Origin of the sequence: Sphingobium subterraneum (genome assembly GCF_014199435.1) — a bacterium.
Classification (GTDB): domain Bacteria; phylum Pseudomonadota; class Alphaproteobacteria; order Sphingomonadales; family Sphingomonadaceae; genus Sphingobium; species Sphingobium subterraneum.
In genome coordinates this window covers 76,800-90,927 of the sequence record NZ_JACIJP010000001.1, presented here as the reverse complement: position 1 = coordinate 90,927, position 14,128 = coordinate 76,800, and the positions used below count along the sequence as shown (strand labels likewise).

The following is a 14,128-nucleotide window of genomic DNA, read 5'->3' as shown; positions in this document are numbered from 1 at the left end:
GCCCGGACTATCGTAATCCATGCGCCGGGCGACCCGTCTGATTAGAGCGCCAGCAACTGCTTTCCCACGTTCTGCCCGCGATAAATCCTGTTCAGCGTCTCTGGCGCATTTTCCAGCCCGTGCTGCACATCCTCGATGGAGATAATTGCGCCATCATCCAGCCATGCTTTGAGTGCCGCGAACGCTTCGGCAAACCGGTCCTGATAATCATATACGAGAAAACCGGTCATGGTGGACCGCCGAAGCCCCAGCTGCATGTAATTGTTGATGGCAGCAGACGGAGCGTTCTCATCCGGCACGTAAGAGGAAATTCCGCCGCAAAGACAAACCCGCGCGCCAATCGCCAGGTTTGCCAGGGCCGCATCCAGCACCGCTCCGCCGACATTCTCGAAAACGACGTTGACGCCGTCGGGCGCGAGCTTCTGAAGCGCTTCGCCCACATCCTGCGTTTTGTAATCGATGCAGGCATCAAAGCCAGCGGTTTCGGTCACCAGACGGCTCTTCTCCTCGCCCCCGGCAATGCCGATGACCCGTGCGCCCCGTATCCGCGCGATCTGTCCGGCCACCGATCCGGTCGCGCCCGCTGCGCCTGACACGACGACAACGTCACCTTTTTCCGGCCGCGCAATTTCCGTCATGCCAAAATACGCGGTCAAACCGGTCAGTCCGAGCACATTGAGCGCGGTCAGTTCCGAATCCGCGCGCAGGGGAACAACATCATCGCCGTCCTTCAAGAGGCAGTAATCCTGCCATCCAAAACTGCCCTGAACCTTCAGCCCAACTGGAAATTTTTCGTTACGGGAATGGACAACTTCACCGGCGGCATAGGATTCCACGACATCGCCAATCGGAATAGCGGGCCGGTAGCTGTCGAAGGAAATCCAGTAGAGTTGCGTCGGCTCAAAGGCCAGATGGGTGACGCGGACAACGAACTCTCCGTCCGCCGGTACAGGCACAGCCCCTTCGACAAGCGAGAGATCACCGGGACGCAGCAACCCTTGCGGTCGCTTTGCCACAACCCATTGGCGGTTGGTGCTCTCACTCATAACTCACTCCATATCATATTGCGGCACAAGACCAGGCACACTTGTAGCCGTTATCGCACGTAATCCCTTAGAAACCGACGTTGTCGCCACCCTTGAGCGCCAACATCTCGCGGGCTTCGGCAGGGGTCGCAATCGCCATCGACAGCGGCTCCAGTATCGACCGGATGATCCGCACCTGTTCGGCGCTGGATGTGGCGAGACGCCCCTTACCTGCAAAGAGGGAGTCCTCCAGTCCCACCCGGACACTGGCCCCGTTAATGGCGCCCATCGTCAGGAATGGCATCTGATGCCGACCCGCAGCCATTACGGACCAGCGATACTGATCACCAAACAGACTGTCGGCGAGCCTCTTCATGTGAAGCAGGTTCTCCGTATCCGGCCCGGTACCACCCAAGATCCCAAAGATGGTCTGCACAAAAAGCGGTGGGGTGACGAGCTTGCGGTCGAGGAAATGCGCGAGGTTGTAGAGATGCCCGGTATCATAGCATTCGAACTCGAAACGCGTCCCGTGGCCTTTGCCGAGCTGCTCGAGGATTTTCTCGATGTCCGCAAATGTATTGCGGAAAATGGAGTCCCGCGACGCTTCCAGATACGGCGCTTCCCAATCGTGCTTGAATTCCTTGTACTTCCCGAGCAGCGGATAGAGACCGAAGTTCATCGAACCCATGTTGAGTGAGCACAGCTCCGGCGACGCACGCAGCGGTGCAGCCAGCCGCTCGTCGATCGTCATGACATGGCTACCGCCGGTCGTGATATTGACCACCGCATCGGTGCTCTGCTTGATGCGCGGAAGGAATTGCATGAAGACGTCCGGATCAGGAGTGGGTCGTCCTGTCTCCGGGTCACGGGCGTGCAAGTGAAGGATCGACGCGCCCGCTTCCGCCGCGCCAATGGCATCGGCCGCGATCTCGTCCGGCGTGCACGGCAAATAGGGCGACATCGTCGGTGTGTGGACGCTGCCGGTAACGGCGCAGCTGATGATGACCTTGTTCGAAATGAGAATTCTCCTCGCCTTATTCTGACCCACCTCGCGTCATGCGAACGGATGCTGCCAAAAAGTGATGGCCGCGAGAGCCATCACACGGACATGTCAGGGCAGTGCCAGGATAGCCGCCGAGGCGGCATTTCCTGGCGCGCCGTTGCCTACATATCTTCCTGAAGACGTGTCACGCGGTTGCTCAACACGCCGATCCCTTCAACCTCCAGGCGCACTTCATCGCCAACCGACAACTTACGATCGAGCTCAAAGCCGCAGCCATTGAGGACCGTCCCCGATCCGATAATCTCACCCGGCGTAAGCGGCGCAATCCGGCTGCTGTTGGAGATCGCGTCTTCAAACTTGTGGAACATGGTGCTGGTGGAGCCGCTGCTCCACAGTTCGCCGTTTACATGCGCCGACATCTTCAGCGCATAGGGGTCCTCGAATTCATCGACCGTCGCAATGCAGGGACCGATGCTGTTGCCGAAATCCTTGCCCGTTCCGGGGCCGGCACCGGTTTGAAGGAAGGTCGTTTGAAGATCGCGTGCGGACCAGTCGTTGAACACCGTGTAGCCGAAGATGTGGCTGCGGGCGTCCTCCGCCTTGACGGCCACTCCCCGCTTACCGATGACGCAGGCCCATTCCAGTTCATAGTCGATCCAGTCGGTATCGATCGGGAACGGCACATCGTCGCCCGGCCCAAATATATGGGCGGTGTCGCTGTTGACATAAATCGTCTGGCGCTTGAATTCGGGGTGCATATCGATCCCTAACTTGGCCAGCGCCACCTCCAGATGCTCCAGAAACAGCATGGAATCGCGCAAGCGAATGGGGCGAGGGAGCGGCGCCAGTAACCGGATGTCGTCCATGGAGCGCCGTGCCTCCGCAGGCGCCCGGGCCACCCACTGGCGTGCCTGGGACAGGGCGTCGTCACCCGCTTCAATCAGGTTCTGCATCGTGGTCGGAAATCCGGCTCCGATGCCTGCGAAATCGACAACAAAGCCGTCGGAATGGATAGCGCCGACACCATCGCCCGTGGGACCGCGAAATGTAACCAGCTTCATTGAAATCTCCGCTTATTTGAACCGTCTTGCCGGTACCGGGCGAGCTAGAGCCGGGCATGGCGCCATATGCGCTTCCGGGGATTTAAAGTCGGCGCCCGGACCGTTCCAGGCGCCGACGTATTCAGATTGCGCCGCTGGCCTCAGAAGCGCACGGTAACGTACGCGCCATAGGTGCGCGGCGGATCGTAATAGCTCAGCAGGCTGTTGCTCGCCAAAAAGCTGTTGGCGACAGCGGACGCCGTGGTGGTCTTGTCCGTAATGTTCTTCACATAGACGCCGACCTGCCACTTGTCGGACGCGCCGATATAATCGATCGAGCCGTCAAACTTGGTGTATTCCCCTTGCGAAATCGTGTCGATGTTGAACGGAGAGAAGTGGATCCGGGATGTGTAGTTTACGTCTCCCCGGAACCTCAGCGACGCGCCGTTCGCGAGATCGTAGGTATATTCCAGCCCCGCCTGTCCTTGCCATTTCGGCGACTGGGGAAGCGTGTTGCCGGCATATTGGTTGACTGGACCAGACTGCAGATCCGTATTGACGGTGCGGAAGTCCTTGAACTTCGCATTGAGATAGCTGCCATTCATATCGAGCCGGAGACCCGGAGCCAGGATGGCCTGAATTTCGCCTTCGAAACCGTAGGTCCGCGCCTTGGCAGCGTTCTTCGTATTGACGATATTGCCAACAATCACCGACACCTGAAGATTGCTGTAGTCATAGTAGAACGCCGCGAGGTTCGCCTGAACGCGTCCACCAAAGAGGCGGGTCTTGATGCCCCCTTCATAATCCCAGAGCTTTTCAGGATTGTAGGCGACAGCCTGCGTCGCACCGAGGTCGAAGCCGCCGCTCTTATATCCCTTGGCCACGGTAAAATAGACCGTGCTGTCCGGCGCGAACAAGTAGGACAGCGTCGCCTTCGGCGTGAAGGACTTTTCGGAATCCGACCGGGGCGCAGGAGTAAATAGCGCTGACGAAAGCGGGTTGGGCGTGGTCATGGCGGAGAAATCGAACTGAACCGAGTCTTTCACCTTGTGCCGTTCCCACGCATAGCGGACACCGCCCGTCAGCTCCAGTTCCGGCGTAATTTTCCAGGTAACCTGGCCATAGCCAGCCACAGTGTCGGTCTTGCCGATGCCACCAGCCCAATAGCCATGGACATAGCCGTTGGGCGACGCCGGAATGGGACCAAGCCCCAGCAGGTTGAGCAGATCCACGCCGAGCGGAATGTCGACATGCCCATTGATGCGTTCATGGAAATAATAGAGGCCGCCCACCCATTTGAACGTGTCGGAGTCGCCCGACAACTGCAGCTCTTGGCTGATCTGGTCCGATTTTTCCGCATTGGTCAGCGGCGTAGCGTCGCCGGTTCCGTCGGCATATTTGTCCGTGTAGTTTGAATGGCGGTACGCCGTGATGGATTTGACCGTGCCAAAGGACAGATCATGCGCGACTGTCAGGCTGGCGCCATAGAATGTGCGCCGGTTGCTGGGGTCGATGAGGGAATCATAGTCGCGCACCGTCGGCGGGATCGGGCCGCCCAATTGCGCACGCGTCAACAGCGTGGAGAGCATGACCGGAAACACAGCCGGATAAGCCTGCCCGCCATAATGGCCGCCGTAGTTCCGATCATTCTCATGATGATAGTCGAAAGCCGCCGTGATGGTGGTCTCGGCCGTGGGTTCAAACTTCAGCTTGGCGCGAATGCTCTGCGTTGCCGCGTTATCGACGTCGTTGCCGGTACCATAATTCTTGCCATAACCGTCGCGGTTGACAATCTTGACCGCCAGACGTGCGGATACCTTGTCCGACAACGGGCCGGAAATCGCACCTTCTTCGGTGAAGAGATTATAGTTGCCTACGGTCTGCGTAAAATAGCCCGACAGATCACTCGTCGGTTCGGCGGTGATGACATTGAGAGCACCGCCCGTTGCATTGCGGCCGTAGAGGGTACCCTGCGGACCGCGCAGGATCTCGACACGTGCAACATCATAGAAGCCGCTGAGAGCGGTCGCCGGGCGGCTGAAGTATATGCCGTCGGTATAATAGGCAACGCGCCCTTCCGCGCCCGCGTTGATCGAGTTGAAACCAACCCCGCGAATGGCAAGCCGAGCCGTGCCGCCATACATGCCAAAATTCATGCTGGGAACCGAGGCGGCTAGGGAAGCAGCATCCGTTATGTGATTTTTCGCCAGAGCATCGCCGGTCAGCGCCGTTACCGCGAGCGGCGCGCGCGAGAGCTTCTCTTCGGACTTCTGCGCCGTAACAATGATGTCGCCGATCGACGTATCATCGTCGGCAGCCTGCGCCGCTGCGTCCGTTTGCGCGTATAGCGAACTTGAACATCCCATCGCGATGGCGATGACTGCGCATGTGGCTGAGAAATACTTTGAAGACACTCTCATGCTTTTCCTCCCTCTGTTTACCGAATCTCGGTGGTTTGGCGGCCTTGAGACGACCTGCCTTAATTGCCCTCTTGTCTGTCGTACGAACGACCGACTGTCAAGATCAAATTGCTTCCGGCTTTCTCCACTTCCGATTTCCTGACCTTTGGCGCATCGCTCGCAGCCTTCCGTCTTGCACCAAACGAAGGGGCGGCAGCCGCGAACATTACCGCCTGTTAAAGCCTTGGATCGGCGGGAGCGATCATTGAAACAGCTCCTCGAACGGACGAACGGGCTGACTGCCGTTCCAATCAATCGAGCTCCTCCACATTTTGGTGAAGGCGGCATCAATGACGGGACCGGACGAGATTAACTCGACCAGCCGGTATCCATCCGGTCCTGACGCCTCCATGAAATAGACCTCATCCCCGCTTGGCATCCAGGCATGAAAAACGTTCGCATAGCCGAGAGCCTCATAGCGAGCGCGCTCCGCCTCGATATCGGTGCAGGCTTGCCCGAAATGGTGGAAACCATATCCGTAGGAGCGGATAGCATCACGTTGAATTCCCGGCTCATCATTGGCCAGCTCGATCAGCTCGATCTGCATCGAGCCAGCAAAGCCCAGCGCGGCGTTGATCAGCGCATCACAGGGCCTGCCCCGATAGACCGGATCGCCGCCCGAGAAATTCTCCACAAGATACCATGGTCCGGCGTTCATATGATCGGTCCAGTAGGCCATCGCCTTGCGAACATCCGGCACGGTATACGCCATCTGAATAAGCCCATCCTTGGGGCGACCAAAGCCAAAGTTCGACATAAGCAATCCTCGCTCACTCAGGGACGTCTGTTTATTGCGTTCAATCCGACGCGACCTTCACGACGACTTTTCCGATCGCCGATCGACTGGCCAGGCGTGTGATGGCCGCGCCACCGTCGGCCAGATCATAGACGCGGTCGATGCGTGGGCGGATTTGCCCCTCGCTCCACCAGGCGAGCAACTGATCGACATGCCGTCTGTGCCGTTCGGGTTCTCGCTCCATGAACGCCCCCCAAAACACCCCGCGCACGTCGCACGCCTTCAGCAACGTGAGATTGAGGGGAATTTTCGGAATGCCCGCGGGGAAACCGACGACCAGATACCGCCCTTCCCAGGCGATGCTCCGCAATGCGGGTTCCGCATAATCGCCACCGACAGGGTCGTAAATGACGTGGGCACCTTCGGGGCCAACCGCGTCCTTGAAGGCCTTCGCCAAAGCACGGGACGCATCCTTGTCAAAGGGAGCCCGGCCGTAAATCAGCGTGCGGTCGGCACCGGCCTCGCGCGCCGCAGCGGCCTTGTCCTCACTTGAAACCGCCGCGACGACGGTGGCGCCCAGAGCCTTGCCGATCTCAATGGCCGACAGGCCGATACCGCCAGCCGCACCCAGAATAAGCAGTGTTTCCCCTGCCTTGAGCTTGCCCCGATCCATCAGCGCATGGATGGTCGTGCCATAAGTGAAAATCAGGGCGGCACCCTCAACAGGGTCGGCATCCTTGGGCATCGGAATGGCTGCCTCGGCCGTGACAATGACCTGTTCCGCAAGCCCGCCATTGGGCACAATGACAGCGATCAGCCTATCCCCCACGGCCCAGCCGGTCACGCCCTCGCCGACCGCGTCGACCTCCCCAGAGATTTCGGCACCCGGGGCAAAGGGACGTTCCGGTTTGAACTGATATTTATCCTCGATGATCAGGACGTCGGGAAAGTTGAGGGCGCAGGCCAGCACCCGTACACGCAATTGGCCTTTGCCGGGCTCCGGCGTAGGAACCTCGGTCAGTTCGAGCGTCTCAGGCCCACCGGACTTCACGGACAGCAGCGCCTTCATCAAAAGCCTCCGCGGACCGCTGCCGGGCCATCAGCAAGGATCTTCTGGCCGGTGACATCGTGCGGTTTTCCGGTACGAGCGCGCGGGATCACACGCCGTGGTCCGGCTTCGGCAATCGGACGGCGGATGCCGCACGGTGACGCCGCCACGATTGCGGCTTTGCGAACAAGATCGAACACTTCCATAAATTCGTTCCTTGGTCCTTGGCGTCTGCTTCACCGGCTTCCATGTGCGCAGCATTGGCCGACGGCTTATTGCCCCAGAGACATTTCTGCGCGTTCGACCGCGTGATCGCCATCCGTCCGATGCCGCATGAGAGATACGCCGCGATCACACACTCCGTGACCGATGCGATGCTCGCTATGTCACAGACAGGAGAAATTTACCGGCAAACTCTTGATCGAGCAGAGGTTGGCCGAATGCGTTCGTGTCGGCGGCCCTGCCAGCTCCACCGAAGCCAAGCGCTTGAACAGCTCTTCATAAAAAATGCGCATCTCAAGATTGGCTATATTTCGGCCCAGACAAAGATGCGGGCCATGGCCGAAACCAAGGTGAACATTCAGGGGACGGTCGAGCGAAAACGTCTCGGGATCCTCGAATACATCCTCGTCCCGGTTTGCCGAAAGATAGGACATCATGACCCAGTCGCCCTTGCGGATGGTTTGGCCATGCAGCTCATAATCGACCGCAGCGGTACGCATGAAATTCAGCAGCGGACTGGCCCAGCGGACGCCTTCGTCGACCAAATGCGGAATGAGCGAACGATCAGCCCGAATACGGTCGACCAGGTCCGGCCTCTCCGCCAGTGCCCACATTGCGCCCGCTGTCGACGCCGAGGTCGTATCGTGCCCGGCTGTGGCCACGACGACCATCTGGCTCATGGCTTCCCAGTGCGAGAGCAGCTTTCCATCCACCATTCCGTTTGCGATCTTGGAACTGATGGAATTGTCCGGGTTTGCGCGCAGCCGATCGACCAGCGCATAGAAATAGTCCTTATAGTCTTCCAGCACGTTATGATCGAGTGCGACGCCTTCGTCCGCCGTACCATAATCTGGATCCTGCGGGCTTTGAAAGGCTTGCGTCAGACGCAGGATGTGATCCTCGTCCTCGCTCGGAAGGCCCAGCAATTTCAGGATGACGCGAAGCGGATAGCGTAACGCGGCGTCCTCGACAAAATCAGCCGATCCACCCTTCGCCAGAAATTCCTCGACCGACTGAACGGCAATGGCCCGGATCGACTCTTCCAGACCCTTGACGCCCTTGGGAGCGAAATCTGCAAAAGTAAGGCGCCGATTGGCCCAGTGCTCCGGTGGGTCCATGGTGATGAGCGCGCGCAGGAAAGGCGGGGCGCCGGGAGCGTCCATTTCCGCCAGCGCGGCCTTGCTGGACAAGATGCAACGATAACCGTTGGAGGGGAATATGTCAGGCTGATGGCTGACTTCCCGCACGTCGGCGTACCTGGTAACCACCCAAAACGGATCATAACCCTCGGGCGAGGCCATCGCCAATGGCAACTCACGCCGAAGATACGCAAAATCCGCGTTGATTCCGTTCCACTCCGCAAATGCGGCGGGACTGACAATACGCTCCGCTATTGCCGGGGGCATCAATGCCTTGTCGGATATTTCCGCCACGTCAGACATCGGTCTCTCTCCTTTTTTCTTTGAGAATATATTCTCCTAATGCGAATGTCCGCACGCCGAATGATCGGCAGCGGCGCGCTTCGCGCGCTTGTCCAGAAAGCGATCGAAAAGCCCGTAGATTTCCAGAAAATTGCCCGTCGCTTCCGGGCTGCCGTACCTACGGTAAAGGAAATTCACGGCGCCGATGATCCGTTCGGGCAGATCCCAGTCCGGAAGATCGGGAAGTTCGGATATTTCAAGGGCCGCATCCATGATGGACAGACCGGCATCGAACCGCGCTCGCGTTTCCGCCCGGAACCGAACCATGAAATCACGAAATTCCACGATGTTGGACTTCTCGGCAATGGGGCCATGGCCCGGCATCACCACGTCCACGTCGAGCGAGAGGATGTGATCGCATGCAGCGATCCACCCCTCGATAGACCCCTCCCAAAGCACGGGGAACGATTGGTTGAACAGCAAGTCACCTGTATAGACAACGCGGTCCTGGACCGAGTGGACGAGCACGTCACCGCTTGAATGGGCAGGTCCCACTGCCGTAAGGATGACGTCCTTGTCGCCAACCTTGAGGCGCTTTTCTTTCAGGAACGTTTCATGCGGCAAGGTGACGACCACGCCCGCAGCGTCCTCAACGGTCAACGCGCAATTCTCATGAATATAGTGGGCGCCTGCCCCCAACTCCTGCCAATTGCCAAATATCTTGCGATAGTCCTCCGGCGTCACATTCAGAAATTCATCGGCTGCCGCCTTGGATGCCAGGATATGCGCGCCCTTCACAAGCTGATTGCCGAAAATGTGATCCGCGTCGTTATGCGTATTTACAAGAATGTTGATATTTTGCGCGGCAGGAATGGCGTCCGCCATTGTTGCCAGCATTTCACCGGTCAGTTTCAGGCCGAACAGCGTGTCGACAAGTAAACTTTGATCGCCATCCGTGATAAGGCCGGCGTTGTTCCAACCCCAGGATCCGTCCGGCTGCAGATAAGCATATGCGCCAGGTCCAATCTCCTGAAGTCCCTTGTTATACGCCCACTTCGACATCCGCTCTACTCTCCCAATTTTGATTTCATGCAGTCTGTCGTACGATCGACCGACTGTCAACCTGCAATTGGTCTGGATAGGTCCACTATCCTGTCGCTCCGTCAGCGGGGAGGAATGTTGAGAACGGCCTTTGTTCCGGCAATAACGAAAGGAAGCAGCCGTTCGCTCACGGCCAAAAAATTCGCGGCGCTCGCGGCACCTGCCGAAATGCGGTTCAATCGGTCATTTTTGGCCTCGACAACGCTGTCCAGCATGCACCCGATCATAAACTGATAGGCATAGGCCAGGTTGGTATGTGTGGAAGGAGGACAAGCCGCCTTCAGCCAACCCAAGAGTTCGATACCGATCGGATCGAGCAACTGGGGAATGATCTTATTATGATCCTCAGTGGTCACGTACATCAGTCGGCAAAACAAACTGATATAATTTCGCCAGCCCGGTTCACCCTTCAGCGCCAATTTCATCATCGGCAAGACGATTGCGGTAATCGCCTCGTCCAGATCGGGGACCCCTCCCCCGCGCTTCATCAAGAAATCGTTGTACATTGCGCGGCGGAGTCCGTTCATCTCCTCAAAACGCCGCGTAAGCACCTCTCGAAGGAGGACGTCCTTCGTCTTGAAATGATAACTCAGCGTCCCAAGAGTGTCCCCGGAGAGGGCGGCGATCTGTCGCGTGGTGGCCGCGTCATATCCCTTTTCCGAGAAGACGTGCTCGGCGGCGTCCAAAAGCCTGTCCCAGCTTCCTCCCTTTGTCGCAGCCATACCATCTCCAGAGAAAAACGCTCTATTGCCGACCCGCTCCGGTTGGTCAAGTGTACGAGATGCGGGTTCCGTGTGGCGCCTACCCTGTTGCCTAGACGACGATCATGACCCGGCCGGGGCCCGGAACCGTGATTATCTTTGACGACGCCAACGTTCATCCTGACGGCCCATACTCGGATTTCGGCCATCAAAGGCCGGACGCGCTATGGGCGAGATCTGCATCGGAGCGCACGCTTTTCCTATCGATCTTTTTGCGCAGTCCCTTCACGGGCTTTTCCACCCAGTGCCAACTCAACACGCCGCACAGCAGCGCCAGCGGCAGGGTCGCACTCACCAATAGCCAAGCGTCCAAACCCGGATAGATCCAGCGCAACGTAATGCCGATCGGCCAACCATAGAGATAGACACCATAGCTGATATCCCAACGATCGTTGATACGCTGAAACCTGCCCAAATCCGCCTTCAGCGCCAACCAGAACAAGGGAAACCCGCCCAGCAGACCCACAGCGGTGTCTGCCAAGTGCGGGTGGAACATGCAGCCCAGCATGGCGACCGTCAAAAGGGCCGCAATCGGGGCCGTTAGATTCTTTTCCAGATCGTCACGGTACAGATAGGCGCTCGTACCGATCAGAAAGTGTGACATAAGGCGGATATTTTCCGGGATGCCGCCGAGTATCTGCCATCGATAGGGCAGCGGAAACGGCCATTGCATCCTGTCAGCCACCTCTGGATAGGTTGACGCGACATGCGCCCCCACCGCGAGTATAGTCAGTCCCAGCACCACCGCACGGCGCGACATTATTCCAATGGCCCAGAGCAGCGCGACCATCAGATAGCAGCGGAATTCATAGGCAATCGTCCACATCGACCAGTTGAGTTGGTTCGGTTCAGCGAGCCCCGGCATTTGCCCGGCGTAGACCGGAGGAGTGCCCAGCAGCACCAGTGTCAGGAACGTCTGCCGGAGCTGCCCTCCTATCTCCGCGCGCAGCGCCGGTGCGAGCACGAACACGCACAAGAGGAAACAGGCAATAAATCCGGGATAGATCCGTAATATTCGGTGGGCGAGATAGGTCGGCAGCGACGCGGTCTTCTCCATGCTCTGAGTAATGAGATAACCGCTCAGCAGAAAAAATCCGTCCACGCACAGGTCGCCGAGCGACATAGTGTGAAAGATGCTGTTCAGGATTTCGTGTGATCGGTTGCCATCGACCATCTCCGGCGAGTGACTGACAATCACCAAGCTGGCGAGCAGCAGGCGCAGCACACCTATGTTATTTTTCGAATGTTCCAACGGACCCCCCAGCACCGCAGATTCACATCCGAAATGGTCTAGTAATATGCGACGCGCTCTGCAACCGATTGCATTTGGCGATTTCCCGTTACGGAACATTCCCAATCAACGTCGCAATATATCCGAAATGGAGGCGGTTGCCCTTCGCCGGGTCCCGGTAGCGCCGATGCACCCCGCGGTACCGGCGCAACCAACAGCGTGCACGCTGGTTGAACCTGCGCCCTTCCCTACCGGAGAATCTTTTCATGGCGCTTACGTGCATCGCTCTTAATTGTAGCCTCAAACCGCGTTCCGGCGCGCCTTCGTCTACCGACACGATGATCGATCTGGTCGTGGGCGAATTGACACAACACGGGGTTGAAAATCTTGGCACGGTCCGTGTCGTGGAGGAGGATGTAAAGCCCGGCGTGACATCCGACGAGGGCGAAGGCGATGCATGGCCGGCCCTTCGACGCAGGATTCTCGAAGCGGACATCCTGATTCTCGCGACACCGGTCTGGCTCGGCCAAATGTCCAGCGTTGCCAAGCGGGTGCTCGAACGGATGGACGCTTTTCTGGGCGAGACGGATGGGCAAGGCCGCATGCCGAGCTTTGGGAAGGTCGCGGTTACGGCGATCGTCGGCAATGAGGATGGCGCGCACAGGATCAGCGCCGATCTCTATCAGGCGCTGAACGATGTCGGCTGGACAATTCCGGCAGGCGCAGTGTCCTACTGGGTCGGCGAGGCGATGGGCAGCACGGACTTCAACGAGTTGCCGCAAGTTCCGAAGATCGTGCGATCGACTGCGAGTATGCTGGCATCCAACGCCGTGCACCTTGCTACGATGCTCAAGGACCGTCCCTACCCAGGTGTGGACTCGCAAAATTAGCGCGCCAGTCGAATTCCGGAAAACATCCAGCGGGCATGCGGCGGGAAGAAATTGCGATAGGTGAGCCGCGCGTGTCCGGGAGGCGTGGCGAGGGAGCCGCCCCGCAGCACCATCTGGTTGCTCATAAACTTGCCATTATACTCTCCGACCGCGCCAGGCAGGGGGCGATAACCGGGATAACCGACATAAGGCGAAGCGGTCCATTGCCATGCGCTATCGTCCCGCTGGCGCAACCGGCCGGACCCGGCGGCAATTTCCCATTCCACCTCGGTGGGCAGGCGCGCTCCCGCCCATCGCGCATACGCATCTGCCTCGTAATGGCTTATGTGCAGTACCGGCTCATCGCTGTCGATTGCCATCCGCCCGCGCAGTGAAAAACGGGTCCAGCGCCCGTTTTCTTCCTGCCAGTATAGCGGCGCGGTCCAGCCTTCGGCTTGCACCCTGTCCCACCCGTCGGCGAGCCAATATTCCGGCCGCTGATAGCCGCCATCCGCCATGAACTGCAGATAGTCGCCGGCACAGACGAGCCGGTCGGCGATTTCGAACACCTCAATCCATGCCCGGTGGCGGGGACTTTCATTGTCAAACGCAAATCCGTCGCCACCATGCCCGATTTCCGCGAGGGCTGCGGGGAGGAATGTCAGCCATTCCGGATCGCCCTCCACCGGGTCGGCGCGCGGCCCATCGACACAATAGACTGGATCGGCGGGATTGCAGGAGAGAACATGCTGAATGTCCATCAGCATCAGTTCCTGATGCTGCTCCTCATGCTGCAAACCCAACTCAATGATTTCGCTATATTTCTCATCTCCACCGAGCAGGAATTGCGCCATGCTCCGGTCGACATGCTTCCGGTACTCTTTGACTGCCGACAGCGGAGGCCGGGTCAGCAGCCCCCGTTCAGCTCGCGGATAGGGGGTCCCGATGCCGTTATAGTAGGAATTGAACAGGCGCTCGAAATCCGGATCGAAGAGCGCATATCCCGGCAGATGCGGCCGCAACAGAAAGGTTTCGAAAAACCAGCTCGTATGCGCCAAATGCCATTTCGCCGGGCTGACATCCGGCATCGACTGCACCTGGCAATCTTCCGGCGAAAGTGGAGCCACCAGCGCCTCGGTCGCGCGGCGAACCGCGCGGTAGCGATCGATCCAGAACGACGGAAGGGTACGCGCCGCGCTGCGCGCGACCACG

At 58.7% G+C, this 14,128-nt stretch carries 13 protein-coding genes; 1 reads left to right on the top strand and 12 read right to left on the bottom strand.

Going from position 1 to position 14,128, the window contains the following annotated elements; all coding sequences use genetic code 11:
• Positions 1 to 41: 41 nt before the first annotated feature.
• The 11 genes from FHS92_RS00480 to FHS92_RS00430 form a co-directional block, all read right to left on the bottom strand.
• Positions 42 to 1,046: an NADP-dependent oxidoreductase gene (locus FHS92_RS00480; protein ID WP_184076495.1), complete on the bottom strand. Its 1,005-nt coding sequence runs from the start codon at positions 1,044 to 1,046 to the stop codon at positions 42 to 44.
• Positions 1,047 to 1,113: 67 nt separating this feature from the next.
• Positions 1,114 to 2,073 (bottom strand): 3,5-dioxohexanoate:acetyl-CoA acetone transferase, encoded by a 960-nt coding sequence (kce, locus tag FHS92_RS00475; protein WP_343056610.1) that lies wholly within the window; start codon positions 2,071 to 2,073, stop codon positions 1,114 to 1,116.
• Positions 2,074 to 2,189: 116 nt separating this feature from the next.
• On the bottom strand, positions 2,190 to 3,089 hold the full coding sequence (locus FHS92_RS00470) for a fumarylacetoacetate hydrolase family protein (RefSeq protein ID WP_184076493.1): 900 nt from the start codon (positions 3,087 to 3,089) through the stop codon (positions 2,190 to 2,192).
• Between the two features lie 140 nt (positions 3,090 to 3,229).
• Positions 3,230 to 5,488: a TonB-dependent receptor gene (locus tag FHS92_RS00465; RefSeq protein WP_184076491.1), complete on the bottom strand. Its 2,259-nt coding sequence runs from the start codon at positions 5,486 to 5,488 to the stop codon at positions 3,230 to 3,232.
• Positions 5,489 to 5,729: 241 nt separating this feature from the next.
• On the bottom strand, positions 5,730 to 6,284 hold the full coding sequence (locus tag FHS92_RS00460; RefSeq protein ID WP_184076489.1) for a VOC family protein: 555 nt from the start codon (positions 6,282 to 6,284) through the stop codon (positions 5,730 to 5,732).
• 40 nt (positions 6,285 to 6,324) lie between these two features.
• Complete coding sequence (locus FHS92_RS00455) at positions 6,325 to 7,332, bottom strand: NADPH:quinone oxidoreductase family protein (protein WP_184076487.1); 1,008 nt, start codon at positions 7,330 to 7,332, stop codon at positions 6,325 to 6,327.
• The gene (locus FHS92_RS00450) at positions 7,332 to 7,517 is read right to left on the bottom strand and encodes a hypothetical protein (protein WP_184076485.1); all 186 of its coding nucleotides are present in this window, start codon (positions 7,515 to 7,517) and stop codon (positions 7,332 to 7,334) included. Before FHS92_RS00450 ends, FHS92_RS00455 begins: the two co-directional genes overlap by 1 nt.
• Before the next feature lie 180 nt (positions 7,518 to 7,697).
• Positions 7,698 to 8,975, bottom strand: coding sequence for a cytochrome P450 (locus FHS92_RS00445; protein ID WP_184076483.1), 1,278 nt, complete (start codon positions 8,973 to 8,975; stop codon positions 7,698 to 7,700).
• Positions 8,976 to 9,011: 36 nt separating this feature from the next.
• Complete coding sequence (locus FHS92_RS00440) at positions 9,012 to 10,016, bottom strand: MBL fold metallo-hydrolase (protein ID WP_184076481.1); 1,005 nt, start codon at positions 10,014 to 10,016, stop codon at positions 9,012 to 9,014.
• A gap of 101 nt (positions 10,017 to 10,117) precedes the next feature.
• Complete coding sequence (locus FHS92_RS00435) at positions 10,118 to 10,777, bottom strand: TetR/AcrR family transcriptional regulator (protein WP_184076479.1); 660 nt, start codon at positions 10,775 to 10,777, stop codon at positions 10,118 to 10,120.
• A gap of 187 nt (positions 10,778 to 10,964) precedes the next feature.
• On the bottom strand, positions 10,965 to 12,167 hold the full coding sequence (locus FHS92_RS00430; protein ID WP_184076477.1) for an acyltransferase family protein: 1,203 nt from the start codon (positions 12,165 to 12,167) through the stop codon (positions 10,965 to 10,967).
• 146 nt (positions 12,168 to 12,313) lie between these two features.
• Between FHS92_RS00430 and FHS92_RS00425 the strand changes: the two genes are divergently transcribed.
• Positions 12,314 to 12,937 carry a flavodoxin family protein gene (locus FHS92_RS00425; RefSeq protein ID WP_184076475.1) on the top strand — a complete coding sequence of 208 codons (624 nt, stop codon included), beginning with the start codon at positions 12,314 to 12,316 and terminating at the stop codon, positions 12,935 to 12,937.
• Here FHS92_RS00425 and egtB read toward each other — a convergent pair.
• Positions 12,934 to 14,127: an ergothioneine biosynthesis protein EgtB gene (gene egtB, locus FHS92_RS00420; protein ID WP_343056608.1), complete on the bottom strand. Its 1,194-nt coding sequence runs from the start codon at positions 14,125 to 14,127 to the stop codon at positions 12,934 to 12,936. The genes FHS92_RS00425 and egtB overlap by 4 nt on opposite strands.
• Position 14,128: the final 1 nt, after the last annotated feature.

Excerpts from the sequence above, each read along its gene's own strand:
- FHS92_RS00480 (WP_184076495.1), bottom strand. The coding sequence starts at position 1,046 with ATGAGTGAGAGCACCAACCGCCAATGGGTTGTGGCAAAGCGACCGCAA.
- FHS92_RS00470 (WP_184076493.1), bottom strand. The coding sequence starts at position 3,089 with ATGAAGCTGGTTACATTTCGCGGTCCCACGGGCGATGGTGTCGGCGCT.
- FHS92_RS00465 (WP_184076491.1), bottom strand. The coding sequence starts at position 5,488 with ATGAGAGTGTCTTCAAAGTATTTCTCAGCCACATGCGCAGTCATCGCC.
- FHS92_RS00460 (WP_184076489.1), bottom strand. The coding sequence starts at position 6,284 with ATGTCGAACTTTGGCTTTGGTCGCCCCAAGGATGGGCTTATTCAGATG.
- FHS92_RS00455 (WP_184076487.1), bottom strand. The coding sequence starts at position 7,332 with ATGAAGGCGCTGCTGTCCGTGAAGTCCGGTGGGCCTGAGACGCTCGAA.
- FHS92_RS00450 (WP_184076485.1), bottom strand. The coding sequence starts at position 7,517 with ATGGAAGTGTTCGATCTTGTTCGCAAAGCCGCAATCGTGGCGGCGTCA.
- FHS92_RS00445 (WP_184076483.1), bottom strand. The coding sequence starts at position 8,975 with ATGTCTGACGTGGCGGAAATATCCGACAAGGCATTGATGCCCCCGGCA.
- FHS92_RS00440 (WP_184076481.1), bottom strand. The coding sequence starts at position 10,016 with ATGTCGAAGTGGGCGTATAACAAGGGACTTCAGGAGATTGGACCTGGC.
- FHS92_RS00435 (WP_184076479.1), bottom strand. The coding sequence starts at position 10,777 with ATGGCTGCGACAAAGGGAGGAAGCTGGGACAGGCTTTTGGACGCCGCC.
- FHS92_RS00430 (WP_184076477.1), bottom strand. The coding sequence starts at position 12,167 with ATGTTCCGTAACGGGAAATCGCCAAATGCAATCGGTTGCAGAGCGCGT.
- FHS92_RS00425 (WP_184076475.1), top strand. The coding sequence starts at position 12,314 with ATGGCGCTTACGTGCATCGCTCTTAATTGTAGCCTCAAACCGCGTTCC.